At 69.7% G+C, this 24,089-nt stretch carries 24 protein-coding genes and 1 tRNA gene; 13 read left to right on the plus strand and 12 right to left on the minus strand.

Annotation, left to right across the window (positions count from 1 at the left end; genetic code table 11):
- The first annotated feature begins 1 nt into the window (after position 1).
- The 5 genes from paaB to AB0L95_RS07125 all read left to right on the plus strand — a co-directional run bounded on the left by paaB (position 2) and on the right by AB0L95_RS07125 (position 3,895).
- Positions 2-289, plus strand: coding sequence for a 1,2-phenylacetyl-CoA epoxidase subunit PaaB (gene paaB, locus AB0L95_RS07105; protein ID WP_365158191.1), 288 nt, complete (start codon positions 2-4; stop codon positions 287-289).
- Positions 286-1,005, plus strand: coding sequence for a 1,2-phenylacetyl-CoA epoxidase subunit PaaC (paaC, locus tag AB0L95_RS07110; protein WP_365158194.1), 720 nt, complete (start codon positions 286-288; stop codon positions 1,003-1,005). The genes paaB and paaC overlap by 4 nt, the downstream gene beginning before the upstream one ends.
- Positions 999-1,571 (plus strand): 1,2-phenylacetyl-CoA epoxidase subunit PaaD, encoded by a 573-nt coding sequence (paaD, locus tag AB0L95_RS07115; protein ID WP_365158197.1) that lies wholly within the window; start codon positions 999-1,001, stop codon positions 1,569-1,571. The genes paaC and paaD overlap by 7 nt, the downstream gene beginning before the upstream one ends.
- A complete protein-coding gene (locus AB0L95_RS07120) occupies positions 1,571-2,635 on the plus strand; it encodes a 2Fe-2S iron-sulfur cluster-binding protein (RefSeq protein WP_365158200.1) in 1,065 nt (354 codons plus the stop codon). Before paaD ends, AB0L95_RS07120 begins: the two co-directional genes overlap by 1 nt.
- A gap of 120 nt (positions 2,636-2,755) precedes the next feature.
- On the plus strand, positions 2,756-3,895 hold the full coding sequence (locus tag AB0L95_RS07125; protein WP_365158202.1) for an acyl-CoA dehydrogenase family protein: 1,140 nt from the start codon (positions 2,756-2,758) through the stop codon (positions 3,893-3,895).
- A gap of 46 nt (positions 3,896-3,941) precedes the next feature.
- Here the strand turns inward: AB0L95_RS07125 and AB0L95_RS07130 are convergent, their stop codons facing one another.
- The 4 genes from AB0L95_RS07130 to AB0L95_RS07145 all read right to left on the minus strand — a co-directional run bounded on the left by AB0L95_RS07130 (position 3,942) and on the right by AB0L95_RS07145 (position 8,061).
- Positions 3,942-4,271 (minus strand): rhodanese-like domain-containing protein, encoded by a 330-nt coding sequence (locus AB0L95_RS07130; protein WP_365158743.1) that lies wholly within the window; start codon positions 4,269-4,271, stop codon positions 3,942-3,944.
- 86 nt (positions 4,272-4,357) lie between these two features.
- Complete coding sequence (locus AB0L95_RS07135; protein ID WP_365158746.1) at positions 4,358-5,206, minus strand: hypothetical protein; 849 nt, start codon at positions 5,204-5,206, stop codon at positions 4,358-4,360.
- A 337-nt stretch (positions 5,207-5,543) separates the two neighbouring features.
- A complete protein-coding gene (locus AB0L95_RS07140; protein WP_365158205.1) occupies positions 5,544-7,022 on the minus strand; it encodes a DUF2252 domain-containing protein in 1,479 nt (492 codons plus the stop codon).
- A gap of 184 nt (positions 7,023-7,206) precedes the next feature.
- On the minus strand, positions 7,207-8,061 hold the full coding sequence (locus tag AB0L95_RS07145; protein ID WP_365158207.1) for a calcium-binding protein: 855 nt from the start codon (positions 8,059-8,061) through the stop codon (positions 7,207-7,209).
- Between the two features lie 217 nt (positions 8,062-8,278).
- Here AB0L95_RS07145 and AB0L95_RS07150 point away from each other — a divergent pair, with 217 nt between their 5' ends.
- Positions 8,279-8,644: an MmcQ/YjbR family DNA-binding protein gene (locus AB0L95_RS07150; protein ID WP_365158210.1), complete on the plus strand. Its 366-nt coding sequence runs from the start codon at positions 8,279-8,281 to the stop codon at positions 8,642-8,644.
- A gap of 279 nt (positions 8,645-8,923) precedes the next feature.
- Here the strand turns inward: AB0L95_RS07150 and AB0L95_RS07155 are convergent.
- Positions 8,924-9,010, minus strand: a tRNA-Leu gene (locus AB0L95_RS07155).
- A 667-nt stretch (positions 9,011-9,677) separates the two neighbouring features.
- Between AB0L95_RS07155 and AB0L95_RS07160 the strand changes: the two genes are divergently transcribed.
- From AB0L95_RS07160 to pknB, 6 genes are all read left to right on the plus strand, one after another.
- The gene (locus tag AB0L95_RS07160) at positions 9,678-10,532 is read left to right on the plus strand and encodes a DUF3662 and FHA domain-containing protein (protein WP_365158213.1); all 855 of its coding nucleotides are present in this window, start codon (positions 9,678-9,680) and stop codon (positions 10,530-10,532) included.
- 10 nt (positions 10,533-10,542) lie between these two features.
- Positions 10,543-11,055, plus strand: a complete 513-nt coding sequence (locus AB0L95_RS07165) for an FHA domain-containing protein (protein ID WP_365158216.1) — start codon at positions 10,543-10,545, stop codon at positions 11,053-11,055.
- Between the two features lie 90 nt (positions 11,056-11,145).
- Positions 11,146-12,687 carry a Stp1/IreP family PP2C-type Ser/Thr phosphatase gene (locus AB0L95_RS07170; RefSeq protein WP_365158748.1) on the plus strand — a complete coding sequence of 514 codons (1,542 nt, stop codon included), beginning with the start codon at positions 11,146-11,148 and terminating at the stop codon, positions 12,685-12,687.
- Positions 12,688-12,714: 27 nt separating this feature from the next.
- A complete protein-coding gene (locus AB0L95_RS07175; RefSeq protein WP_365158219.1) occupies positions 12,715-14,151 on the plus strand; it encodes an FtsW/RodA/SpoVE family cell cycle protein in 1,437 nt (478 codons plus the stop codon).
- Positions 14,148-15,635 carry a penicillin-binding transpeptidase domain-containing protein gene (locus tag AB0L95_RS07180; protein ID WP_365158222.1) on the plus strand — a complete coding sequence of 496 codons (1,488 nt, stop codon included), beginning with the start codon at positions 14,148-14,150 and terminating at the stop codon, positions 15,633-15,635. Before AB0L95_RS07175 ends, AB0L95_RS07180 begins: the two co-directional genes overlap by 4 nt.
- A gap of 170 nt (positions 15,636-15,805) precedes the next feature.
- Entirely contained in the window at positions 15,806-17,782 is a 1,977-nt protein-coding gene (pknB, locus tag AB0L95_RS07185) for a Stk1 family PASTA domain-containing Ser/Thr kinase (RefSeq protein WP_365158225.1), read from the plus strand.
- A gap of 261 nt (positions 17,783-18,043) precedes the next feature.
- On the opposite strand, the gene AB0L95_RS07190 is transcribed toward pknB, so the two are convergent.
- The 6 genes from AB0L95_RS07190 to AB0L95_RS07215 all read right to left on the minus strand — a co-directional run bounded on the left by AB0L95_RS07190 (position 18,044) and on the right by AB0L95_RS07215 (position 22,414).
- Positions 18,044-18,808: a class E sortase gene (locus tag AB0L95_RS07190; protein WP_365158227.1), complete on the minus strand. Its 765-nt coding sequence runs from the start codon at positions 18,806-18,808 to the stop codon at positions 18,044-18,046.
- Positions 18,809-18,901: 93 nt separating this feature from the next.
- Entirely contained in the window at positions 18,902-20,053 is a 1,152-nt protein-coding gene (locus AB0L95_RS07195) for a class E sortase (protein ID WP_365158230.1), read from the minus strand.
- Positions 20,050-20,688, minus strand: a complete 639-nt coding sequence (locus AB0L95_RS07200) for an aminodeoxychorismate/anthranilate synthase component II (protein ID WP_311693748.1) — start codon at positions 20,686-20,688, stop codon at positions 20,050-20,052. Before AB0L95_RS07200 ends, AB0L95_RS07195 begins: the two co-directional genes overlap by 4 nt.
- Positions 20,685-20,846 carry a hypothetical protein gene (locus AB0L95_RS07205; RefSeq protein ID WP_355906606.1) on the minus strand — a complete coding sequence of 54 codons (162 nt, stop codon included), beginning with the start codon at positions 20,844-20,846 and terminating at the stop codon, positions 20,685-20,687. The genes AB0L95_RS07200 and AB0L95_RS07205 overlap by 4 nt, the downstream gene beginning before the upstream one ends.
- Positions 20,847-20,898: 52 nt before the next feature.
- Positions 20,899-21,573, minus strand: a complete 675-nt coding sequence (locus AB0L95_RS07210) for a class E sortase (protein ID WP_365158234.1) — start codon at positions 21,571-21,573, stop codon at positions 20,899-20,901.
- Between the two features lie 37 nt (positions 21,574-21,610).
- Complete coding sequence (locus tag AB0L95_RS07215) at positions 21,611-22,414, minus strand: DUF881 domain-containing protein (RefSeq protein ID WP_365158237.1); 804 nt, start codon at positions 22,412-22,414, stop codon at positions 21,611-21,613.
- Positions 22,415-22,556: 142 nt separating this feature from the next.
- Here AB0L95_RS07215 and crgA point away from each other — a divergent pair, with 142 nt between their 5' ends.
- A complete protein-coding gene (gene crgA / locus AB0L95_RS07220) occupies positions 22,557-22,811 on the plus strand; it encodes a cell division protein CrgA (RefSeq protein ID WP_365158239.1) in 255 nt (84 codons plus the stop codon).
- Between the two features lie 303 nt (positions 22,812-23,114).
- On the opposite strand, the gene AB0L95_RS07225 is transcribed toward crgA, so the two are convergent.
- Positions 23,115-24,026, minus strand: coding sequence for a rhomboid family intramembrane serine protease (locus tag AB0L95_RS07225; RefSeq protein WP_365158242.1), 912 nt, complete (start codon positions 24,024-24,026; stop codon positions 23,115-23,117).
- Between the last annotated feature and the right edge of the window lie 63 nt (positions 24,027-24,089).

Below are 24,089 nucleotides of genomic sequence, written 5' to 3' on the forward strand. Positions count from 1 at the left end.
CATGACGACCGAAGAGTGGCCGCTGTGGGAGGTGTTCGTGCGCTCCCGACGAGGGCTCTCGCACACCCACGCCGGCAGCCTGCACGCCCCGGACGCCGAGCTGGCCCTGCGCAACGCACGCGACCTGTACACCCGGCGCGGCGAGGGCGTCTCCATCTGGGTCGTGCCGTCCGCCGCGATCACCGCCTCCTCACCGGACGAGAAGGACCCCTTCTTCGAGCCCTCCGCCGACAAGCCCTACCGGCACCCCACGTTCTACGAGATCCCGGAAGGGGTGAAGCACCTGTGACCGTCACCCGGCACACCACGGCCGCCCTGGCCCTCGGCGACGACGCCCTGGTGCTCTCGCACCGCCTGGGGGAGTGGGCGGGCCACGCGCCCGTGCTCGAAGAGGAGGTCGCGCTCGCCAACATCGCCCTGGACCTGCTGGGCCAGGCCCGGGTGCTGCTGTCCATGGCCGGTGACGAGGACCAACTCGCCTACCTCCGCGAGGAGCGCGCCTTCCGCAACCTCCAACTGGTGGAACAGCCCAACGGCGACTTCGCGCACACCATCGCCCGCCAGCTCTACTTCTCCACCTACCAGCGGCTGCTGTACACCCGGCTGGCCGCCACGGAGAGCGAGTTCACCGGCCTCGCCGCCAAGGCGGTCAAGGAGGTCGCCTACCACCAGGACCACGCCGAACAGTGGACCCTGCGGCTCGGCGACGGCACGGACATCAGCCACGAGCGGATGCAGCACGCGTGCCAGGCCCTGTGGCGGTTCACAGGAGAGATGTTCCAGCCCGTCGAAGGCCTGGACATCGACTGGCCAGGGATGAAAACCGCCTGGCTGGACTCGATCGGTGACGTTCTGCGCCGCGCCACCCTGGACATGCCGGAAGGCCCCCAGTCCGGGGCATGGACCGCGGGCGCCGGCCGGCAGGGACTGCACACGGAACCCTTCGGACGGATGCTCGCCGAGATGCAGCACCTGCACCGCAGCCACCCGGGGGCGTCATGGTGACGGCCACCGCCCTCGAAGAGGAACTGCGCCGGCTCGCCGGCTCGGTCCCCGACCCCGAGCTGCCCGTCCTCACCCTGGAAGAACTGGGCGTCCTGCGAGCCGTCCATGTACACGGCCCCGACGCGGTGGAGGTCGAACTCACCCCCACCTACACGGGATGCCCCGCGATCGAGGCGATGGCCCTGGACATCGAGCGCATACTCCAGGAACACGGCGTACCCCACGTCGTGGTGCGCACGGTGCTCGCCCCGGCCTGGTCGACGGACGACATCACCGACGAAGGCCGCCGCAAACTGCTCGCGTTCGGGATAGCGCCACCCCGCGCCCTGCCGACGTCCGGGCCCGTGCCCCTGGAACTCGGCCCCACCCGCACGGCCGCGGGCTCCCGCGAAGCCGGCTCCGCACCCACGGCCGCGAACGCCCCCGGACCCGAGGAGCCCGTGTACTGCCCGTTCTGCGGATCCGACGAGACCGAACTGCTCAGCCGCTTCTCGTCCACCGCGTGCAAGGCGCTGCGCCGCTGCCTCGCCTGCCGTGAGCCCTTCGACCACTTCAAGGAGCTGTGATGGCCCGGTTCCACCCGCTCCCCGTGGCCGCCGTCGACCGGCTCACCGACGACTCCGTGGCCCTGACCTTCACGGTGCCGCCCGCACTGCGCGAGGAGTACCGGCACGCACCCGGCCAGCACCTCGCCCTGCGCCGCACCACCGACGGCACGGAGGTCCGGCGTACGTACTCGATCTGCTCCCCCGCACCGGCCCCGGACGACGAAGGTCCGCGCACCCTGCGAGTCGGGGTCCGGCTGGTCGACGGAGGCGCCTTCTCGACCTACGCGCTCAAGGAGATCGCCGTCGGCGACGAGCTGGAGGTGATGACCCCGGCAGGCCGGTTCACGCTGGAACCCGCGCCCGGGCTGTACGCGGCGATCGTCGGCGGCAGTGGAATCACCCCCCTGCTGTCCATCGTCGCGACCCTGCTGGCACGGGAGCCCCGCGCCCGGTTCTGCCTCATACGCAGCGACCGGACGTCCGCCTCCACGATGTTCCTGGAGGAGGTCGCCGACCTCAAGGACCGCTTCCCCCAGCGCTTCCAGCTGGTCACGGTGCTCTCCCGGGAGGAACAGCAGGCGGGACTGCCGACAGGCCGGCTCGACGAGGACCGGCTGACCGGGCTGCTGCCGGCGCTGCTCCCCGTGGACGAGGTCGCGGGCTGGTTCCTGTGCGGACCGTTCGGACTGGTGCAGTCGGCGGAGCGGGCACTGCGCGGGCTCCGGGTGCCGCGGACACGGATCCACGAGGAGATCTTCCACGTGGACGCGGGCGCCGCGGCCACCTCGTCCGCACCGGCCCCCGCCCACAGCACGGTGACAGCACGGCTCGACGGGCGCGGCGGCACCTGGCCGGTCCGCGACGGCGAATCGCTGCTGGAGACGGTTCTGCGCAACCGGCCCGACGCCCCGTACGCCTGCAAGGGCGGAGTGTGCGGAACCTGCCGGGCCTTCCTGGTCTCGGGCGAGGTACGCATGGACCGCAACTTCGCGCTGGAACCGGAGGAGACGGGCGCGGGATATGTGCTGGCGTGCCAGTCGCACCCGGTCACGGAGAAGGTGGAGCTGGACTTCGACCGGTGAGCGGCACCGGCGCGCCGCCGGAACCCATGCCGCTCCACGTCCCCGCACCGTTCCCTTCTCGTAGAACCTGTTCTATCTTGACGCTCCGTCAGATCAGCGGAGCCGCCGGGAGGACAGGCCGTGGACTTCACCTTCAGCGAGGAGCAGCAGGCGGCACTCGAAGCAGCGAAGGCCCAGTTCGCCGGAGTCGCGCCGGACGGAGTACCCAGCCCCGCACTGACCCCGGGTGCCGTCGCCGACGACTTCGACCGCACACTGTGGACCCGGCTCGCGGACGCGGACCTGCTCAGCCTGCTCCTCGACAGCGAATACGGCGGCGCCGGCCTCGACCCCATCGCGCTCTGCCTGGTCCTCCGGGAGTCCGCCAAGGCACTGGCCCGGGTCCCCCTGCTGGAGCACACGGCCGCGGCCACCGCCGTTCAGGCCCACGGCAGCACCGAAACCAAGGAGGACCTGCTCACCCGCGCGGGCCGCGGAGAACTGACCCTGACGGTCGCCGCCCACGGCCGCACCGGCCACGACCCGGCCGACCTCGCGGTCGTCGCACGCCAGAAGGCAGACAACATCTGGGTGCTGGACGGAATCCAGACAGCGGTCCCCTGGGCCCACACCTCCGACTTCGTCCTCGTACCGGCACACACCCACGACTCCGGCCGCACCGTCCTCGCGCTCGTCCCGCGGGCACACGAAGGCGTCGTACTCGCCGACCAGTTCTCCACGGCCGGAGAACGCCTCGCGGAACTCCACCTGGACTCCGTACGCATCGCCGCCAGATACCTGCTCGACGCCGAGGGGGCCTGGGAGGAACTCCGGCTCCTCCTCACCACCGGAACCTGCGCACTCGCCCTCGGCCTCGGCGAGAAAGTACTGGAGATGACCAGCGGCTACACCGGCAGGCGAGAGCAGTTCGGCCACCCCATCGCCACCTTCCAGGCAGTCGCCGTACAGGCAGCCGACCGGTACATCGACCTGCGCGCCATGGAGGCCACGCTGTGGCAGGCGGCATGGCGGATCAGCTCCGGGGCACCGGGCGCGCTGCCCGCCGCCGGCGACGTGGCGACCGCGAAGATCTGGGCATCGGAAGGCATCCGACGGGTCGTGCAGACCGCGCAGCATCTTCACGGAGGATTCGGCGCCGACACGGACTACGCCCTGCACCGGTACCACGCCTGGGCCAAGCACCTGGAACTCTCGCTGGGCCCCGCGGCGGCACACGAGGAAACCCTCGGCGCCCTGCTGGCGGCACACCCCCTGGGCTGACCGCCACAAAAACCCGCCCCGCATCCAGCAGAGCCGACTCCCGGAGCTACAGCACGAAGCCCGGCTCGCCCTTGCCATCCACGACAGGACGGCCCGCGGCGGCCCAGACCTGCATACCGCCGTCAACGTTCACCGCGTCCACACCCTGCCGGGCCAGGTACATCGTGAGCTGGGCCGAGCGCCCACCGGAGCGGCAGATCACATGGACCCGCCCGTCCTGCGGCGCCGCCTGCGTGAACTCACCGTACCGAGCCACGAACTCGCTGAGGGGGATGTGCAGCGCCCCCTCGGCGTGACCCGCCTGCCACTCGTCGTCCTCACGGACGTCCAGCAGAAAATCGCCGTCCTTGAGGTCCGCGACCTCGACCGTGGGCACACCAGCTCCGAAATGCATACCCCCGACGCTACCCGACGGGAGCACGGACCTGCCCGGCCCCGCCCCACCGGGCCGGACCCGGCGGCTCAGCCGCGCAGCGCCGCCAGCTCGGCTTCCTTCTGCGTGACCTGGGCCAGCAGCTGCTCCGCGATCTCGTTCAGAAGGCTGTCGGGGTCGTCGGGGGCCAGCCGCAGCATCGAGCCGATCGCGCTCTCCTCCAGTTCCTGGGCCACCAGCGTGAGCAGGTCCTTGCGCTGGGCGAGCCACTCCAGGCGGGCGTACAGCTCCTCGCTGGGGCTCGGCCTGCGCTCCTCGGGGACGGGACCGGCCGCCCACTCCTCGGAGAGCTCCCGGAGCTGCGCTTCGTCACCGCGCGCGTACGCGACGTTGACCCGGGAGATGAACTCGTCGCGCCGCTTGCGCTCGGCCTCGTCCTGAGCCAGGTCGGGGTGTGCCTTACGGGCCAGCTCGCGATACAGCCTGCGGGCCTCCTCACTGGGGCGCACACGCTGCGGGGGCCGCACGGGCTGGTCCGTGAGCATCGCCTGCGCCTCCGGGAACAGCCCCTCGGAGTTCATCCAGCCGTGGAACAGCTCCTCCACACCCGGCATCGGCATGACCCGGGACCGGGCCTCGTGAGCGAGCCGAATGTCCTCCGGATCCCCGCTCCGGGCGGCCCGCGCCTCGGCGATCTCGGCCTCCAGCTCGTCGAGGCGCGCGTACATCGGGCCCAGCTTCTGGTGGTGCAGCCGGGAGAAGTTCTCCACCTCGACGCGGAAGGTCTCCACGGCGATCTCGTACTCGATCAACGCCTGCTCAGCAGCCCGCACGGCCCGCTCCAGCCGCTCCTCGGGCCGCGGCCCGGACGACCCGCCGCTACCGCCCTCGCCGGTCTCCGCGGCCTCAGGGGAGGCGGTGGAGCCTTCACCGGTCACTGGGGCCTCACCGGAGACGATGAAGCCTTCGTGGGTCCCCGCGGCCTCACCAGAGCCGACGGGGTCCTCGCCGACCTCCGCGGGTTCACCGGAAGCGGCACTCACCGCCCCGGTCCCCAGGGCTGACCCGGAACCGGCGCCCTCGGCGAGCGGCTCCTCGGCAGCGGACACAGACTCGCTCTGCTCGGCTTCGGGCGTCGTCACCGCACCAGCGTATGACACGGGGAGGGCGGCTGCGGGGGGCTGTGGGGAGTCCTGGGCCTTCGCGCAGATCACCGCACCGTTCGGGGGGCTCCCCCTCCCCCCGCCCCCTCCCTCCCCACCCCCCTCAAAACCCTCAGACCCCCATCTCCCCCGCCAAACGCCCACTCCGCACGGCCGCCGCCAACTCCGCGTGGTCCGCCTCCGTGCGGTCCGCGTAGGCCACGGCGAACGTGGCGATCGCCTCGTCCAGTTCCTCGTTCTTGCCGCAGTAGCCCGCGATCAGGCGCGGGTCGGCGCTGTGGCTGTGGGCGCGGGCCAGCAGCGCTCCGGTCATGCGGGCGTAGTCGTCGACCTGGTCGGCGGCCAGTGCCGCGGGGTCGACGCTGCCCTTGCGGTTGCGGAACTGCCGTACCTGGTACGGGAGTCCGGCGACCGATGTCCAGCCCAGCAGGATGTCACTGACGACCTGCATCCGCTTCTGGCCGAGGACGACCCGGCGGCCTTCGTGTTCCGTCTCCGGTATCGGGTGGCCGGCCGTCGCCAGATGCGGGAGCAGGGCGGACGGGCGGGCCTCCTTGACCTGGAGGACCAGCGGTTCGCCGCGGTGGTCGAGGAGGAGTACCACGTAGGAGCGGGTGCCGACGCTGCCCGTGCCGACCACGCGGAACGCCACGTCGTGCACCGCGTACCGCCCGAGCAGGGGGAGGCGGTCCTCGGACAGGGTCGTCAGATAGTGCTCCAGCGAGGCGGCCACCGCCGCCGCCTCCGCGTCCGGTATGCGGCGCAGCACCGGCGATGCGTCCACGAAGCGGCGGCCCCCACCGTCTACCGGCTCGGTCGACTTCGCCGCGAACCGTCCGCTCGTGTTGGCCCGCGCCCTCTCGGAGACCCTTTCCAGGGTGCCGAGCAGGTCGTGGGCGTCGGTGTGGGAGACCAGTTCCTCGTCCGCGATCGCGTTCCACGCGTCCAGGACGGGGAGTCTGGCCAGCAGGCGCATCGTGCGGCGGTAGGCGCCGACGGCGTCCTGGGCCGCCGCCCGGCAGGTGTCCTCGTCGGCTCCGGCCTCGCGGCCGGCGAGGACCAGTGAGGCGGCGAGGCGCTTGAGATCCCATTCCCAGGGGCCGTGGACCGTCTCGTCGAAGTCGTTCAGGTCGATGACGAGGCCGCCGCGGGCATCTGCGTAGAGGCCGAAGTTGGCTGCGTGGGCGTCGCCGCAGATCTGGGCGCGGATGCCCGTGGCCGGGGTGCGGGCGAGGTCGTAGGCCATGAGGCCGGCGGAGCCGCGCAGGAACGCGAAGGGCGTGGCGGCCATTCTGCCGACGCGTATGGGGGTGAGTTCGGGGAGGCGGCCGTGGTTGGACTCCTCGACGGCGGTGACCGCGTCTGGGCGGTCGGTGTCCACCACGAGTTCGGCGTGTGCCCGGCGCCGTATCCGTGCGCGTAGCGCCTTGCCCTCGTCCTTGGGTGATTCCGGTGCGGGCCATGGTGCGAAGCCCCGCACTGCGGCGATCCTGCTTGTTTGCAGCGGCAGCGCCGCCCCGGTCACCGTGCCGGTCTCGGTCACATCGACCGCCTCCCCCGTTGTCCGCTGTTCTTGCGGCTGTACGAACATCAACTGCGGATGACCGTACAGGCGGTGGGCGGGGGGCGTCAGACCCTGTGGACAACTCGGCGGTTGTGGACAACCTGGTCAGAGCCGGTGTGTGGGCGGCGCGGCCGACCGGCCGGCCGGCGTGCCCCGGGACGCCGCGGCAGACGGTCGGGCGGTGTCCCGGGGCGGGCAGGAGGGTGAGCGGTCAGTCCTGGTGGACGACGTTCCTGCCGGGGCCGCCGGAGAGGATGTCCTTGCCGGTGCCGCCGTACAGCCTGTCGTTGCCGCTGTTGCCGTACAGCTGGTCGACGCCGCTGTTGCCGTAGAGGACGTCGTTGCCCTTGCCCCCGTACAGCAGGTCGTTGCCGGTTCCGCCGTAGAGGGTGTCGTTGCCGTCGCCGCCGGACAGGTTCTGGTCGCCTGCGCCGCCGTGGATCACGTCGTCGCCCTTGCCGGCGTCGACGATGTCGCCCGTCGAGTGGACCGTGTCGTTGCCGTCACCGGCGAAGACCACGGAGGCCACCCCCGCGGTGATGGTGTCGTTGCCCGCGTCGCCGGAGACGAAGCTGCCGTCGACCGTGCCGGTGTCGGTCAGTCTGTCGTTGCCGCTGCCCAGGGAGATCTCGTTGAGGTAGTAGGCCTGGCCGGTGTTGTTGTGGACGGTCACGGTGTCGTTGCCGTCGCCGGCGTTCAGCGTGAGGGCGGCGTAGGGGTCCTGGCTGTCCACGGTGGCCACGATGCAGGAGACCTTGGTGTGGTCCGTGCCGACGGGGTAGGTGCAGCCGGTCCCGGCCTTGATCGGGACGATGTCGTCGATCACATAGGTGATCTTCGCGGTGTTGCGGGTGGAGGACTCGGTGACGGTCACCTTGTTGGTCTGGCCGGAGGCGGCCGTGTAGAAGAGCTGGCGGCCGTTGGCGCCCAGTGCGGCGGTGGCCGACGTCGTCGCGGCGCCTGCCTTGGTGGCCAGGGCGACCGAGGCCGTGAGGCAGGTGCCGAGGGCCAGCGTCAGCACCGATGCGGCACCCGACACACGGCGGCTGACGAGGGGAGTGCGCATTGCGGAACCTCCAGGAGGAACTGGCGAGTTGGGCGACGCCACATGGGACGTCCGACGCATGTGCCTGGTTGTCCACCGCCTCGAACGCGACAGCGTCGGGGCCCCTTTCCGGCGGTCGTGTTCCAATGAGCAAGTGACGTCGCGCCAGGCGTTCACACTCGCGCTCGGTCCCGGCCGAGCCGGCAGGCCCCGCCGCCGAGGACGAGGAGACTCCGGATTGACCCCCGAGCAGTTGCGGTCCTTCTGCCTTTCCTTCAATGCGGCTGTGGAGGAATTCCCCTTCCCCTCCGCCCAGGAGCTCTCCGTCTTCAAGGTGGAGGGCAAGGCTTTCGCCCTGACGAGCCTGGGCGCCCGCCCGCTCACCGTGAATCTGAAGTGCGATCCGGAGGACGCGCTGCGGCTGCGGGGTGAGCACCCGGCGCTGATCGTCCCGGGATGGCACATGAACAAGCGTCACTGGAACACGGTGACGGTGGACGGCGAACTGCCGGACCGGCTGGTCCGGGAACTCGTCGAGGACTCCTACGACCTGGTCGTCGCGGGCCTGCCACGGCCCGCACGCCTGCGCCTCGACCGCCCCTGAGCGAACGGCTCCCGGAAGCACGCGTCCCACAGCCGGACACGTGAGATACCTCACGCGGGCGCCTGGTCCGCCCTGCCTGTTTCCCCCGGGCCGATGCGATCGTGCGATGACTCACACCCGGCATCTCGGCGTCCGTCACTCGGCATCCGGTATCCCACAATCCGGCATCCACCCGGACCGCGGGATCCACCCCCGACTGTCGGGCAACAAGTGACAACGACAAACGGGCCCCTGCGGTGACTTTCGTCACCGACAGAGACCCGTACGTCAACTACCTAGTGGTGCGCGAGGGGGGAGTTGAACCCCCACGCCCTTGCGGGCACTGGAACCTGAATCCAGCGCGTCTGCCTATTCCGCCACCCGCGCATTGGGTGTGTCTTCCGGCTCCTGCCCCTTTCGGCGCTGGCCCCTTCCGACATCCAGAACATTAGCACGGTGGAGAGGGTGGGTTCACATCCCTTTCCCCCAGGGGCCCGGGCCGCCCGCGCGGCCCCTCATCCGACCAGCGACGAGGGGCGCTCACCCCCGATCAGCGCCCCCACCTGCGAACCACGGCCGCCCTCACGCCTCACCTCGCACCCTGCTGCCGACCCCCAGCCCCGACACTCGACCCCACCCCACCGCCTCAGCCGCGCCGACCCGACGACCCCATGCGCCCACACCCTCGCCCCGCCCCGGCCCCCAGCACCCCACCGACGTCCCCGCCCAACGTCTCAACCCGAATCGGTTCACGTATCAACCTCGTACCGGTCCCGCCCATCTCTCCAGGAGAGGACAGGGTCCACGGTCAGGTGCGGGACACTGGTCTGCAGCCGCCTCTACGATCCATGCACAGGAGTGCGCGCACGCGGTACGGGCACGCAGTACGAGCAGAAGGAGTTCGAAGAGGTCGCGCGGAGGGAACTCCGCAGGCGTCGACACCGGTCGACAGGGCCGACAGGGGGAACCAGCCGATTTTCCGGCGCGTGGATACGATCAGTAAGCAGTACCAGGTAAGCAGTACCCAGGACGGCAACGACGGAGGAGGTGCCCCATGGGAGTCCTGAAGAAGTTCGAGCAGCGTCTCGAAGGTCTGGTCAACGGCACCTTCGCCAAGGTCTTCAAGTCCGAGGTCCAGCCCGTGGAGATCGCCGGCGCGCTGCAGCGCGAGTGCGACAACAACGCGACGATCTGGAACCGCGACCGGACCGTGGTCCCCAACGACTTCATCGTGGAGCTCAGCACGCCGGACTTCGAGCGCCTGAGCCCGTACTCGGGCCAGCTCGGCGACGAGCTGGCCGGCATGGTCGGCGACTACGCCAAGCAGCAGCGCTACACCTTCATGGGCCCCATCAAGGTCCATCTGGAGAAGGCCGACGACCTCGACACCGGTCTGTACCGGGTGCGCAGCCGCACCCTGGCCTCCTCCACCGACCAGCAGGCTTCCGCCCCCGCCGCCCCCTCCGGGCGGCAGGCCCCGGGCGGCTACGGCTATCCGCCGTCCGCCGCGCCGGCGGGAGCGCCTCCCATGCCGTCCGCGCCGCCGCCCGGCGGGCGCCCCGGCGGCTATGGGTACCCGCAGCAGCCCGCGGGGCAGCGTCCCGGTGCCGCACCGGCATCCGGCGGGCGCACCCGCTACTGGATCGAGATCAACGGCACCCGCCACCAGATCTCCCGTCCCACGCTGGTGCTGGGTCGCAGCACCGAGGCGGACGTGCGGATCGACGACCCCGGCGTCTCCCGCCGGCACTGCGAGATCCGGACCGGAACGCCCTCGACGATCCAGGATCTCGGGTCCACCAACGGCATCGTGGTGGACGGGCAGCACACCACCCGCGCTACGCTCCGCGACGGCTCGCGGATCGTCGTGGGCAGCACCACCATCATTTACCGGCAAGCCGAAGGGTGAAGCGGGGGCAATGTCAGAGCTGACCCTCACGGTCATGCGGCTGGGTTTCCTGGCCGTACTGTGGCTGTTCGTGATCGTGGCCGTGCAGGTCATCCGAAGCGACCTGTTCGGTACGCGTGTCACACAGCGCGGCTCGCGCCGTGACGCCGGACGGCCGCAGCAGGCAGCCCGGCCGGCGGGGCCGCCGCCGCAGCGGCAGCAGCCGAGCGGCAGCCGCCAGCGCCGTGGCGCCCCGACCAAGCTGGTCGTGTCCGAGGGGTCCCTGACCGGCACGACGGTCGCGCTGCAGGGCCAGACCATCACGCTCGGCCGCGCCCACGACAGCACCATCGTGCTGGACGACGACTACGCCTCCAGCCGGCACGCCCGGATCTACCCCGACCGGGACGGCCAGTGGATCGTCGAGGACCTCGGGTCCACCAACGGCACGTACCTCGACCGGACCCGGCTGACGACCCCCACACCGATCCCGCTGGGTGCGCCGATCCGCATCGGCAAGACCGTCATCGAGCTGCGGAAGTAGTACGACAATGAGCGAGCGGAGCGAGCACGCAGCGGCGGTCCTCACCATGGGCCCCGGCGCGCTCCCGACCGGAGGGTGGGCACCGTGCGGATGTACCCGGAGCCGACAGGCGAGGTGCGCATGAGTCTGTCACTGCGCTTCGCCGCCGGATCGCACAAAGGCATGATCCGCGAGGGCAACGAGGACTCCGGTTACGCCGGTCCGCGGCTGCTCGCGATCGCCGACGGGATGGGCGGCCAGGCCGCGGGCGAGGTCGCCTCCTCCGAAGTGATCTCCACGATCGTCGCGCTCGACGACGACATCCCGGGCTCGGACATCCTCACCTCGCTCAGCACGGCGGTGCAGCGCGCCAACGACCAGCTGCGGGCGATGGTGGACGAGGATCCCCAGCTGGAGGGCATGGGGACCACGCTCACCGCTCTGCTGTGGACCGGTCAGCGGCTCGGTCTCGTGCACGTCGGCGACTCGCGCGCGTATCTGCTGCGGGACGGCGTCCTGACGCAGATCACCCAGGACCACACCTGGGTGCAGCGGCTCGTCGACGAGGGCCGCATCACGGAGGAAGAGGCCACGACGCATCCGCAGCGCTCGCTGCTGATGCGGGCGCTGGGCAGCGGCGACCATGTCGAGCCCGACCTGTCGATCCGTGAGGTGCGGGCCGGCGACCGGTATCTGATCTGCTCCGACGGGCTGTCCGGGGTGGTCTCCCATCAGACGATGGAGGAGACCCTCGCCAGCTACCAGGGCCCGCAGGAGACCGTGCAGGAGCTGATCCAGCTCGCGCTGCGCGGAGGCGGCCCCGACAACATCACGGTCATCGTGGCCGACGTCCTGGACCTGGACACCGGGGACACCCTGGCCGGGCAGCTGTCCGACACCCCGGTCGTGGTGGGCGCGGTCGCCGAGAACCAGCTCCACCTGCACGACAACGGCATCATGCAGACGCCCGCGGGCCGCGCCGCCGGTCTCGGCCGGCAGGTGCCCGGGCAGGGCGGCGGTGAGTTCGGCCCGCCCGGCAGCGGTGACACCGCCGGCTACGCCCCGGCGGGCAGCTTCGGTGACTACACCGACGAGGACTTCACCAAGCCGCGCAAGGGCCGCAGGTGGCTGAAGAGATCCTTCTACACGGCCCTCGTGCTCGGAATGATCGGCGGCGGCTGCTACGGCGCCTACCAGTGGACGCAGACGCAGTACTACGTCGGCGCCAACGACGAGCATGTGGCGCTCTACCGCGGTATCAGCCAGGACCTCGCCTGGGTGTCGCTGTCGAAGGTGGAGAAGGACCACCCCGAGATCGAACTCAAGTACCTGCCGCCGTACCAGCAGAAGCAGATCCGGGCGACCATCGCCGAGAGTGGTCTCACGGCGGCCCAGTCGAAGATCTCCGAGCTGTCCGTGCAGGCGTCCGCGTGCCGCAAGGAGAACGAGCGCCAGACGAGCGGCAGCCAGAGCGGCACGAAGCCCGGCAGCGGCGCCACGGGAACCACAAGGACCTCCCTGACGTCCAAGGCCACACCGTCGCCGACGTCCTCCGCACCGACGTCCAAGTCACCGACCGCACCCACTCCCACACCCGGCCCCAGCCTCTCGGAGGAAGAGCAGAAGGTCGTCTCACTGTGCGGTAAGCAGTAAGCAAGCCGTGAGGGGCCCTGTCACACCATGAGCAGCAGTACGAACACGACGACGCATCACACGTCCACGATCGGCGCGATCGGCGCGCCGAGCCGCCGCAACACCGAACTGGCGCTACTGGTCTTCGCCGTCGTCATTCCGGTGTTCGCCTACGCCAACGTGGGCCTCGCCATCAACGGCAAGGTGCCGCCCGGCCTGCTGAGCTACGGCCTCGGCCTCGGTCTGCTGGCCGGGGTGGGCCATCTCGTCGTGCGGAAGTTCGCCCCGTACGCGGATCCGCTGCTGCTGCCGCTCGCGACACTGCTGAACGGGCTCGGCCTGGTCGTCATCTGGCGGCTGGACCAGTCGAAGCTGTTGCAGTCCATCAAGCAGGCCGGCACCGCGGCGCCCCGCCAGCTGCTGTACACCGCGATGGGCATCGCCCTCTTCGCCGTCGTACTGGTCTTCCTGAAGGACCACCGGGTCCTGCAGCGCTACACGTACATCTCCATGGTGGGCGCGCTGGTCCTGCTGCTGCTGCCGCTCATCCCAGGTCTCGGCGCCAACATCTACGGCGCGAAGATCTGGATCCACGTCGGCAGCTTCTCCATCCAGCCCGGTGAGTTCGCCAAGATCGTGCTGGCGGTCTTCTTCGCCGGCTATCTGATGGTCAAGCGGGACGCGCTCGCCCTGGCCAGCCGCCGCTTCATGGGCCTGTACCTGCCGCGCGGCCGCGACCTCGGCCCGATCCTCGTCGTCTGGTTCATCTCGATCCTGATCCTGGTCTTCGAGACCGACCTCGGTACGTCGCTGCTGTTCTTCGGAATGTTCGTGATCATGCTGTACGTCGCCACCGAGCGGACCAGCTGGATCGTCTTCGGTCTGCTGATGTCCGCGGTCGGTGCGGTTGGTGTGGCGTCGTTCGAACCGCATGTGCAGCAGCGTGTCCAGGCCTGGCTCAACCCGACAGGGGAGTTCGCGCTCAGCCGCAAGGGTGTGGTGGGCCACTCCGAGCAGGCCATGCAGGCCCTGTGGGCGTTCGGCTCCGGCGGCACCCTCGGCACCGGTCTCGGCCAGGGCCACTCCGATCTCATCCGGTTCGCGGCAAACTCCGACTTCATCCTCGCGACCTTCGGCGAGGAGCTGGGCCTGGCCGGCATCATGGCGCTCCTGCTGATCTACGGTCTGATCGTGGAGCGCGGCGTGCGGACCGCCCTCGCCGCCCGCGACCCGTTCGGCAAGCTGCTCGCGGTGGGCCTGTCCGGCGCCTTCGCGCTCCAGGTGTTCGTGGTCGCCGGCGGTGTCATGGGTCTCATCCCGCTGACCGGTATGACGATGCCCTTCCTGGCGTACGGCGGTTCCTCCGTCATCGCCAACTGGGGTCTGATCGGCATCCTGCTGCGCATCAGCGACACCGCGCGCCGTCCGGCCCCGTCCCCCGCCCCGAACCCCGACGCCGAGATGACCCAGGTGGTCCGCCCGTGAACAAGCCCCTGCGCCGGATCGCGATCTTCTGCGGGCTCCTCGTCCTCGCACTGCTCGCCCGCGACAACTGGCTCCAGTACGTCCAGGCCGACGCGCTGCGCAGCGACCCGGACAACCGCCGTGTGCTGATCGCCCGGTACTCGACGCCGCGTGGCGACATCATCGTCGACGGCAACCCGATCACCGGGTCCAAGAAGACATCCACCGACAGCCTGAACGACTTCGCCTACAAGCGCACGTACAAGGACGGCCCGATGTGGGCGCCGGTCACCGGGTTCGCCTCCCAGGCGTTCGGTGCCACGCAGCTGGAGTCCATCGAGGACGGCATCCTCACCGGCAACGACGACCGGCTGTTCTTCCGCAACACGCTCAACATGCTGACCGGCAAGCAGCAGCAGGGCGGCAACGTCGTCACCACGCTCAACGCGGCCGCGCAGAAGGCCGCCTACGACGGTCTGCAGAAGGTCGGCGGCAAGGGCGCGGCCGTCGCGCTCGACCCGCAGACGGGCGCGATCCTGGCGCTCGCGTCCTACCCGTCGTACGACCCGTCGTCGTTCGCGGGCAACTCCACGACCACCGACTCCAAGGCGTGGACGAAGCTGCTGAAGAAGAACGACCCGAGCGACCCGACGCTGAACCGGGCGCTGCGCGAGACCTACCCTCCGGGCTCCACGTTCAAGGTGGTCACGGCGGCGGCGGCGCTGGAGAACGGGCTGTACAGCAGCGCGGACCAGAACACCGACTCCCCGCTGCCGTACATCCTCCCGAACACCTCGACCGAGCTGAAGAACGAGGGCAACATCCCCTGCAAGAACGCGACCATGCGGGTCGCGCTCCAGTTCTCCTGCAACACGGTCTTCGGCAAGATCGGCGCCGACCTCGGCAAGGACAAGATGCTGGAGGAGGCGAAGAAGTTCGGCTTCGACTCCGAGCAGTTCACGCCGGTGCGGTCCAACGCGTCCAACTTCCCCAAGGACATGGACAAGCCGCAGACGGCGCTCAGCTCGATCGGCCAGTTCGAGACGGCCGCGACCCCGCTGCAGATGGCGATGGTCGCCTCGGCGGTCGCCAACGACGGCAAGCTGATGAAGCCGTACATGGTGGACAAGCTGCAGACGCCCGGCCTGGACGTGGTCACGCAGACCCAGCCGCAGGAGATGAGCCGTCCGCTGTCCGAGAAGAACGCCCAGATCCTCCAGTCGATGATGGAGACGGTCGTCAAGGACGGTACGGGCAAGAACGCTCAGATCGGCGGCGCCACCGTGGGTGGCAAGACCGGTACCGCCCAGCACGGTCTGAACAACAGCGAGAAGCCGTACGCGTGGTTCATCTCGTTCGCCAAGGTCGGCGACGGCAGCTCGCCGGTCGCCGTGGCCGTGGTGGTCGAGGACGACGCCGCCAACCGTGACGACATCTCCGGTGGCGGTCTTGCCGCCCCGATCGCGAAGAACGTCATGGAGGCGGTCATCAACAGCAAGAAGTGACCCCTGTCACGTCCCCTTCACATCGGTGCACGTTGCGATACCGGTCCTGTATCGGGTGGCGGATGTGGCCAGGTCACACAAAGCGAGCCGGGTAGCGTATGCCCGGACAGCACACCGCCGGACCATACGCGGGTGTGGTCGGGACCGACGGAGAGGGCTGGTAGGAAGCTATGGAAGAGCCGCGTCGCCTCGGCGGCCGGTACGAGCTGGGCCATGTGCTCGGCCGTGGTGGCATGGCGGAGGTCTACCTCGCGCATGACACGCGCCTCGGCCGCACCGTGGCGGTGAAGACGCTGCGCGCCGACCTGGCGCGTGACCCTTCCTTCCAGGCCCGGTTCCGCCGGGAGGCCCAGTCGGCCGCCTCGCTCAACCACCCCGCGATCGTCGCGGTGTACGACACGGGCGAGGACTACATCGACGGGGTCTCGATCCCGTACATCGTGATGGAGTACGTCGACGGCTCCACGCTCCGTGAGCTTCTTCACAGCGGCCGCAAGCTGCTGCCGGAGCGGGCCATGGAGATGACCATCGGCATCCTCCAGGGCCTGGAGTACGCCCACCGCAACGGCATCGTCCACCGCGACATCAAGCCGGCGAACGTCATGCTGACGCGCAACGGCCAGGTCAAGGTGATGGACTTCGGTATCGCCCGCGCGATGGGCGACTCCGGCATGACGATGACGCAGACGGCCGCCGTCATCGGAACGGCCCAGTACCTCTCGCCGGAGCAGGCCAAGGGCGAGCAGGTCGACGCGCGTTCCGACCTGTATTCGACGGGTTGCCTGCTGTACGAGCTGCTGACGGTCCGGCCGCCGTTCGTGGGCGACTCCCCGGTCGCGGTGGCCTACCAGCATGTGCGCGAGGAGCCGCAGCCGCCGAGCGTCTTCGACCCCGAGATCACGCCCGAGATGGACGCGATCGTGCTCCGGGCGCTGGTCAAGGACCCGGACTACCGCTACCAGTCCGCCGACGAGATGCGCCAGGACATCGAGGCGTGCCTCGACGGCCAGCCGGTCGCGGCGACGGCGGCGATGGGCTCGGTCGGCTACGGCGGCTACCCCAACGACCAGGCGACGACGGCCCTGCGGGCCGAGCCCGGTGCCGGCGCCACGACGATGCTGCCGCCGATGAACCCGGACGACGGCGGCTTCGGCTACGACGACCGCCCGGACCGCCGCCGCCAGAAGAAGTCCAACACGTCGACGATCCTGCTGGTCGTCGCCGGTGTGCTGGTGCTGGTCGGTGCGATCCTCATCGGCAAGTGGATGTTCACGGGCAACGGCGCGGGCAATGGTTCCGCCGAGGTGCCCAACCTCGTGGGACAGACCCTGAAGGACGCGCGGCAGCTGGCGACGAATGCCGACCTGAAGGTGGGTACCGTCACCCGGAAGCCCTGCGACAACCAGGCGAAGGGCAACGTCTGCGACCAGGACCCGCAGCCGAAGGCCTCGGTCGACAAGGGCACCGCGATCAACGTGGTGGTGTCGACGGGCGCCCCGAAGGTGACGGTGCCCGACGTCCGCGGTGTGCAGTTCGACAAGGCGAAGTCCCAGCTCGAGGACAAGGGGTTCCAGGTCGAACGGAAGACGCAGGAGTCCGACCAGACGCCGGGCGTCGTCACCGCCCAGGACCCGAACGGCGGCGTGGACAAGGAGAAGGGCTCGACGATCACGCTGACCGTGGCCGTCGCCCCGGCGACGACGACCGTGCCGGACGTGTCGGCCGCCGCGAACTGTGACGCCGCCAAGCAGCAGTTGCAGGCCAGCAACCTGACCGCCAACTGTGCCGAGGTGGACGTCACCGACCCGAACCAGGCCGGCAAGGTCGTCAAGATCGACCCCCAGCCGGGCAGCACGGTCAGGAAGGGCTCCACGGTCACCATCCAGTTCGGCAAGGCGGCCCAGCAGACCCAGGTCCCGAACATCCAGGGCCAGAAGCTGAAGGACGTCGAGCAGGCGCTGGCGCAGGCGGGCCTCAAGGTCGGCAACATCGTCGGCTCCCAGGACCCCAACGCCACCGTCATCGGGTCGAACCCGAACCAGGGCAGCCAGGTCCCACAGGGCACCGCGGTGACCCTGGTCACCCAGGACCAGGGCAACGGCAACAACGGCGGGAACGGCGGCTTCATCGGCGGCAACTTCGGCTGACCGTTCCAAGATCGGCGATCAGGGGCCCGGCACTCATGGTGCCGGGCCCTTGTCGTACCCGGACCGCGCACGTCGTGACCCACCTGGGCAGCACCCCGCAGAACTCCCACGGCCTGAGGTGCGTGACCATAGAAGCGAACAGCGAGCCGGGTGACCGCACCATGGAAGCGAACAGCGAGCCCGGTGACCGCTTCTCCGCCTGCGCGGACACCCAGCCCAAGCAGCCGCGCCGGCGGGACCTGCCCGCCCCCGGGGGAACCGTCAGTCCTGCAGTTCCTTCGGCGGCGTCCGCTTGCTGTCCACCTTCTCCACGCGTTCCAGCTCGCCCCACACGACGTAGCGGTACTCGGAGGTGAAGACCGGGGTGCAGGTCGTCAGGGTGATGTAGTGGCCCGGCTTCTTCACGCCCGCCTCCTTGGGGACGGCGGAGAGAACCTTCACGTTGTACTTCGAGGTCTCCGGGAGGATCGCGAAGACCTTGTAGACGTACCAGTCGTCCTTCGTCTCGAAGACGACCGGGTCGCCCTTCTTCAGTTTGTCGATGTTGTGGAACTTCGCCCCGTGCCCGTCGCGGTGCGCGGCCAGCGCGAAGTTTCCGGTCTTGTCCGTCATCGGCAGGGCCGCCTTGACGGGGTCGATGTAGTAGCCGGCCACACCGTCGTTGAGAACACTCGTCGACGTGCCCTTCTCCACCAGCACCTCGCCGTTGTGCATGGCGGGCACGTGCAGGAAGCCGATGCCGTCCTTGGTGTCCAGGGCCCCCGGGCCGCTGCCCTGCTCGGCCGCCCAGTGGTCACGCACCTTGTCGCCCTGCCGGTCCGCCTTGCGGTCGGCGAGGACGTTCGTCCACCACAGGGAGTACACGACGAACAGGCCGAGCACGAGGCCCGCGGTGATGAGGAGTTCCCCGAAGACGCTGACGGCGAACGCGATCCGGCCGGACCCGCGGCGCCGCGACGCGGAGGGGGACCCGGGACCGGTCGCGTGCGCGTCGGTCTGCTCGTCCTGGTCGGTCGTCACTCCCACTGCATCTGCCCCGTCTGTCCCATGTGCCCGTGCGTCCACGGGCCTTGCCAATGAGCGGCCCACGAAATGAGCGGCTTCGGAACATAGCGTGCCCTACGAGATGAGCGCGTCCGGCTTGCCCTTGCTGCGCGGTCGTTCCTCGACCATCTTGCCCCAGACGATCAACCGGTACTTGCTGGTGAACTCCGGCGTGCAGGTGGTGAGGGTGATGTAACGGCCCGGCCCGGTGAAGCCCGACCCTCTGGGTATGGGCTCCAGCACGCTGGTGTTGGACGGCGAGGTCACCGGGAGGGTGGACGTCATCTTGTAGACGAAGTAGTCGTCCTGTGTCTCCACCACGATCGCGTCGCCGGGCTGGAGACGGTTGATGTACCGGAACGGCTCGCCGTGCGTGTTCCGGTGCCCCGCCAGCCCGAAGTTGCCCGTCTTGGCGTCCGGCATGGCCGTCTTGAGGCTGCCCTCGCCGTAGTGGCCGACCATGCCCTTGTCGAGGACCCCGGTCTTGCTGGTGCCCTCCGCGATCGGAGCGACCACGTCCAGCTTCGGGATGTGCAGGATGGCGAAGCCCTGCCCGGGCGCGAACGCGCCCGGCGCCCGCTTGCCGCTCGCCCAGTCCTGCTGGAGGTGCTGGGCGGCGCTGCCCGCCTCCTGGTGGGCCCGCACGTTCGACCACCACAGCTGGTAGGTCACGAACAGCAGCATCACCACACCGGTGGTGATGAACAGCTCGCCCACCAGCCGGCTCATCACAACCGCCGCACCGGGCTTCTGGGCCCGTGCGGCCCGTCGGGCCTCCACCCGGGACCGGGGCGCCCCCGAGGCCGTCCCAGGGCCCTCTGGGGCCGTCTGCGGCCCACTGGGGCCCCCCGGGCCGCCACCGCGCCGTCCGTGCCTTCTGGCCGCCTTGCGCCGCGCTGCACGGCCGCCCTGCGGGGCGGCGGGCCCGGCCGCGCGGGCCGCGGCACGGCGCGCCTCCCCCATGTCCACGGCACGCAGCGCGACCGTCTCGTTGTCCGCCGGCACGGGCGGGTCGTAGGACGCGGCGGCCGAGGACTCCTCGTACGCCGGGAACACCGCTGTCGCGTCCTGCGCTTGCTGCGGTGCCTGCTGCCTGTACGGCCGCGGGTCACCGTGACCTCCTGCGCCCTGCCACGCCTGCCCCTGCCACGCGCCACCGCCCTCGTACGGCTGCTGCCCGTACGAGGCGTGGTCCGCGGAGTCGCGCTCGGGGCGCAGCGCGGTCACGCCGTGGCCCTGCCCACCACCGGGGCGAGCCCCGCCGATCTCGCCACGGCCTCCCGGTCACCGCACTCCGCCAGCCAGTTGGCCATCATCCGGTGGCCGTGCTCGGTGAGCACCGACTCGGGGTGGAACTGCACACCCTCGACCGGGAGTTCACGGTGTCTGAGACCCATGATGATCCCGTCGTGCGTCCGTGCCGTGATCTCCAGCTCGGCCGGCACCGTCTCCGGCTCGGCGGCCAGGGAGTGGTAACGGGTCGCGGTGAAGGGGGAGGGGAGCCCGGCGAAGACGCCCTTGCCCTCGTGCTCGACCAGGGAGGTCTTGCCGTGCAGGAGTTCCGGTGCCCGGTCGACGACGCCGCCGTAGGCCACCTGCATCGACTGCATGCCCAGGCAGACGCCGAAGACGGGGACGCCGGTCGCGGCGCAGTGCCGCACCATCTCGACGCAGACGCCGGCCTCCTCGGGGGTGCCGGGGCCGGGCGACAGCAGCACGCCGTCGAAGCCGTCCTGCGCGTGGGCGGTGGACACCTCGTCGTTGCGCAGCACCTCGCACTCGGCGCCCAGCTGGTAGAGGTACTGCACCAGGTTGAAGACGAAGCTGTCGTAGTTGTCGACGACGAGAATGCGTGCACTCACTGGTTGTCCACCGTCACATCGTTGAAGGGCAGCAGCGGTTCGGCCCATGGGAAGACGTACTGGAAGAGGACGTAGACCACGGCCAGGGCCAGGACGATCGAGATCAGTGCCCTCACCCAAGCGTTCCCCGGCAGATGCCGCCAGATCCAGCCGTACATGCCGTCCCTTCCGTCTCACCACGGCACCAGACTCCCGCCGCACGTCACCAGACTAACGGCGCAGGGCCGTCGGTTTCCCTGCGTCCACAGGCTGTGTGACATCGAGGTGCGCCCAGACGATCAGACGATGACTGTGCCCCCATTCCGGATCGCACGTGGTCAGCGTCAGATAGCGTCCCGGACGCGTATACCCCGACTTACGTGGCACAGGGTCAATCACCTCAACGTCGGTGGGCACGGTTTTGTAAGGGCCTTTGTCGATCCGATACGTGAACCAGGTGGTTCCGTCGGTGAGGACGATCGCGTCGCCGGGGCGCAGCAGGGGGAAGTCCTTGAAGGGGTCGCCGTAGGTGCGCCGGTGTCCGGCGACCGCGAAGTTGCCCTCCTGGCCGAGCTGGGCGGTGTCCGCGTAGTGGCCGAGTCCCTTCTTGAGAGTGCCCGCGGCGGTGTCCTCCAGGACGGGCTTGTTCCACGTGAAACCGAACCGCGGGATGTACATGACCGCGAACGGCCTGCCGGGGACGTATGGGTCGGGTCTCCCAGGGCCGGCGGGGCTGCCGGGCGTCGTCGTGCCGCCGGCCCACTGCCGGGTCAGCCGGTCGATCTGGTCGTGCATGGCGCTGTCCGCGCGCACTCCGGTCCAGAACAGGACGTAGACCACGAAGAGCACGACGAGGGTGCCGACGGTGATGCACAGTTCGCTGACGGTCCTGACGATCACGCGCACCGGCACAGGTCCCCCAGCGGCAGCCGTTCCCGGGCCCCTACTCCACGGGCTTCGCGTAGTGCAGGTCCACTGTGCCCGAGTAGCCGGGAAGAGTCACCGTTCCGTCCTCGGTGACGTTCCAGCCGAGGCCGTAGACGTTGACGTAGACCATGTAGTTCTGGATCGCGGGCGAGGCGGCGAGGGCCTTCTGCAGCTTGTCCGGGTCACCGATCGCGGTGATCTTGTAAGGGGGCGAGTAGACGCGGCCCTGGAGGATCAGGGTGTTGCCGACGCAGCGCACGGCGCTGGTGGAGATCAGCCGCTGGTCCATGACCTTGATGCCGCGGGCGCCGCCCTGCCACAGCGCGTTCACCACGGCCTGCAGGTCCTGCTGGTGGATGACCAGGTAATCGGGCTGCGGCTCGGGGTAGCCGGGGAGCTTGGCGGTGGCGCCCGGCGGGGCGTCGTTGAGGGTGACCGTGACGGCCTTGCCGGTGAGCTTCTGGGTGCCGGCGTTCTTCTCCAGCGCCGCGAGCCGGGCCTCCTCGGCCTTGCTGCTGCCGCCGCCGGTCCGCTTGGCGAGCGCCTCGACGTCATCGCGGAGTGTCGCGTTGGACTCATCGAGACGGGCGTTCTTGTGGCTGCGGTCGTGGATCAGGTCGGAGAGCTTCAGCAGCGAGGAGTCCGTACGGATGTTGGTGCCTCTGGCCGTGTTGAAGCTCGTGAAGAAGAGGAGCCCGGCGAGGGCGAAGACGCCCACGGTGAGCACGCGCACGGGCCGCAGCCGGCGCGGAGGACGGGGCGTGGTCCCCGTTCGGGGGGAACCGGAACCCGGCTGTGGGGAGTCGGCCGTATTGCTCAACGTACCCTTATCTCCTTAGGCGCCGCGGAAGCACTACGCTAACGGACGCCCGGGGGAGCGCTCAGTGTCCCCTTGTACGCTGCTCCGGAGCCCCGCCCCGTTCCCTGCGCGGCCACGCAGCGCATCGACAGGAGAGACCCTCGTGCCGAAGTCACGTATCCGCAAGAAGGCCGACTACACGCCGCCGCCGTCCAAGCAGGCCACGAACATCAAGCTGGGCAGCCGGGGCTGGGTCGCGCCCGTCATGCTGGCGATGTTCGTCATCGGTCTCGCATGGATCGTCGTCTTCTACGTGACCGACGGCTCGCTGCCCATCCACGCACTGCGCAACTGGAACATCGTGGTGGGCTTCGGCTTCATCGCGGCGGGGTTCGGCGTCTCCACACAGTGGAAGTAGCGGCCTCGCAGGGTTCCGTGGCCGACTCCGCCCAGGATTCCCGGCGAGTTATCCACAGCCTTTGTCCACAGAGACGGCGACCAGTGGAAAAAGAACGACGATCTGTGGATAACCCGTCGGGCATTGACGCCGGTATGACGGAATCACCGGCCTCCGCAAGCCTGTTCGCCCCCTGTCCCACCTGCGAAAACTCCAGGCGGTGACAGGGGGCACGCTTGTTCCCCACGGCATGCACAAGATCCGCCACAGACTGTGGATAACGCTGGGTACAACCTGAGGCTACGGCCTGTACGGATACGCCGCTCAGGTGAGCTGGGCCGTCCTCACGAGGGCCATCACGACCACGACGGCCAGCACCAGCGCGCAGATCCCGTACTGGACGAGGTTCCGCCGCTCGCGCGGGGCGTGGACCATGGCGTAGCCGACCACCACACCGGCGACGAGTCCCCCGATATGGGCCTGCCATGCGATGTTGCCCCACCCGAAGGTGATGATCAGGTTGACCACCAGCAGGCCGATCACCGGACGCATGTCGTACCTGAGCCGGCGCATGAGCACGGCGGTGGCGCCGAAGAGCCCGAAGATCGCGCCGGAGGCGCCGAGCGAGGGCTCGACCGGGGCGGCGAGCAGATAGGTGAGCGCGCTGCCGGCCAGTCCGGAGGTGAAGTAGAGCGCGATGTAGCGGGCGCGGCCGAGAGCCGCCTCCAGGGGCGCGCCGATCCACCACAGACTGAGCATGTTGAACAGGATGTGGACGTAGTTGGCGTGCAGGAACATCGCCGTCAGCAGCCGGTACCACTGCCCCTCGGCGACGCCCTGCAGCGGACCGCCCATCGAGAACGTCGCCCGCCCGATGAGGGCGAAGCGGTCGGTGAAGGTGTCACCCAGCGCCTGCTGGAGCAGGAAGACGAGCAGATTGATCCCGATGAGGATCTTGGTGACCAGCCGGGGGTCGGCGGTGACGGTGCCGCCCGCGAGCGTGCGCGGCTGGGAGGCGGCCGGGGCGTGGCCCGTGCCGGAGCCGCGGCGGACGCACTCGGGGCACTGGAAGCCGACCGAGGCGCTGACCATGCACTCCGGACAGATGGGCCGCTCGCAACGGGTGCAGCGGACGGCCGTCTCGCGGTCCGGGTGCCGGTAGCAGACCGGCAGCTCCCGGGCTCCGTGCGGCCCCTGGTTCTGCGGGTCCTGCGGACTGCCTGGCGCCTGGCCCATGGTCCCCTCACTCTCCGTACGACGGGTTGGCCCCGCCCTATCCTCTTACGGATGGGCGGGGCA

Source organism: Streptomyces sp. NPDC052036 (assembly GCF_040680495.1).
Lineage (GTDB): Bacteria > Actinomycetota > Actinomycetes > Streptomycetales > Streptomycetaceae > Streptomyces.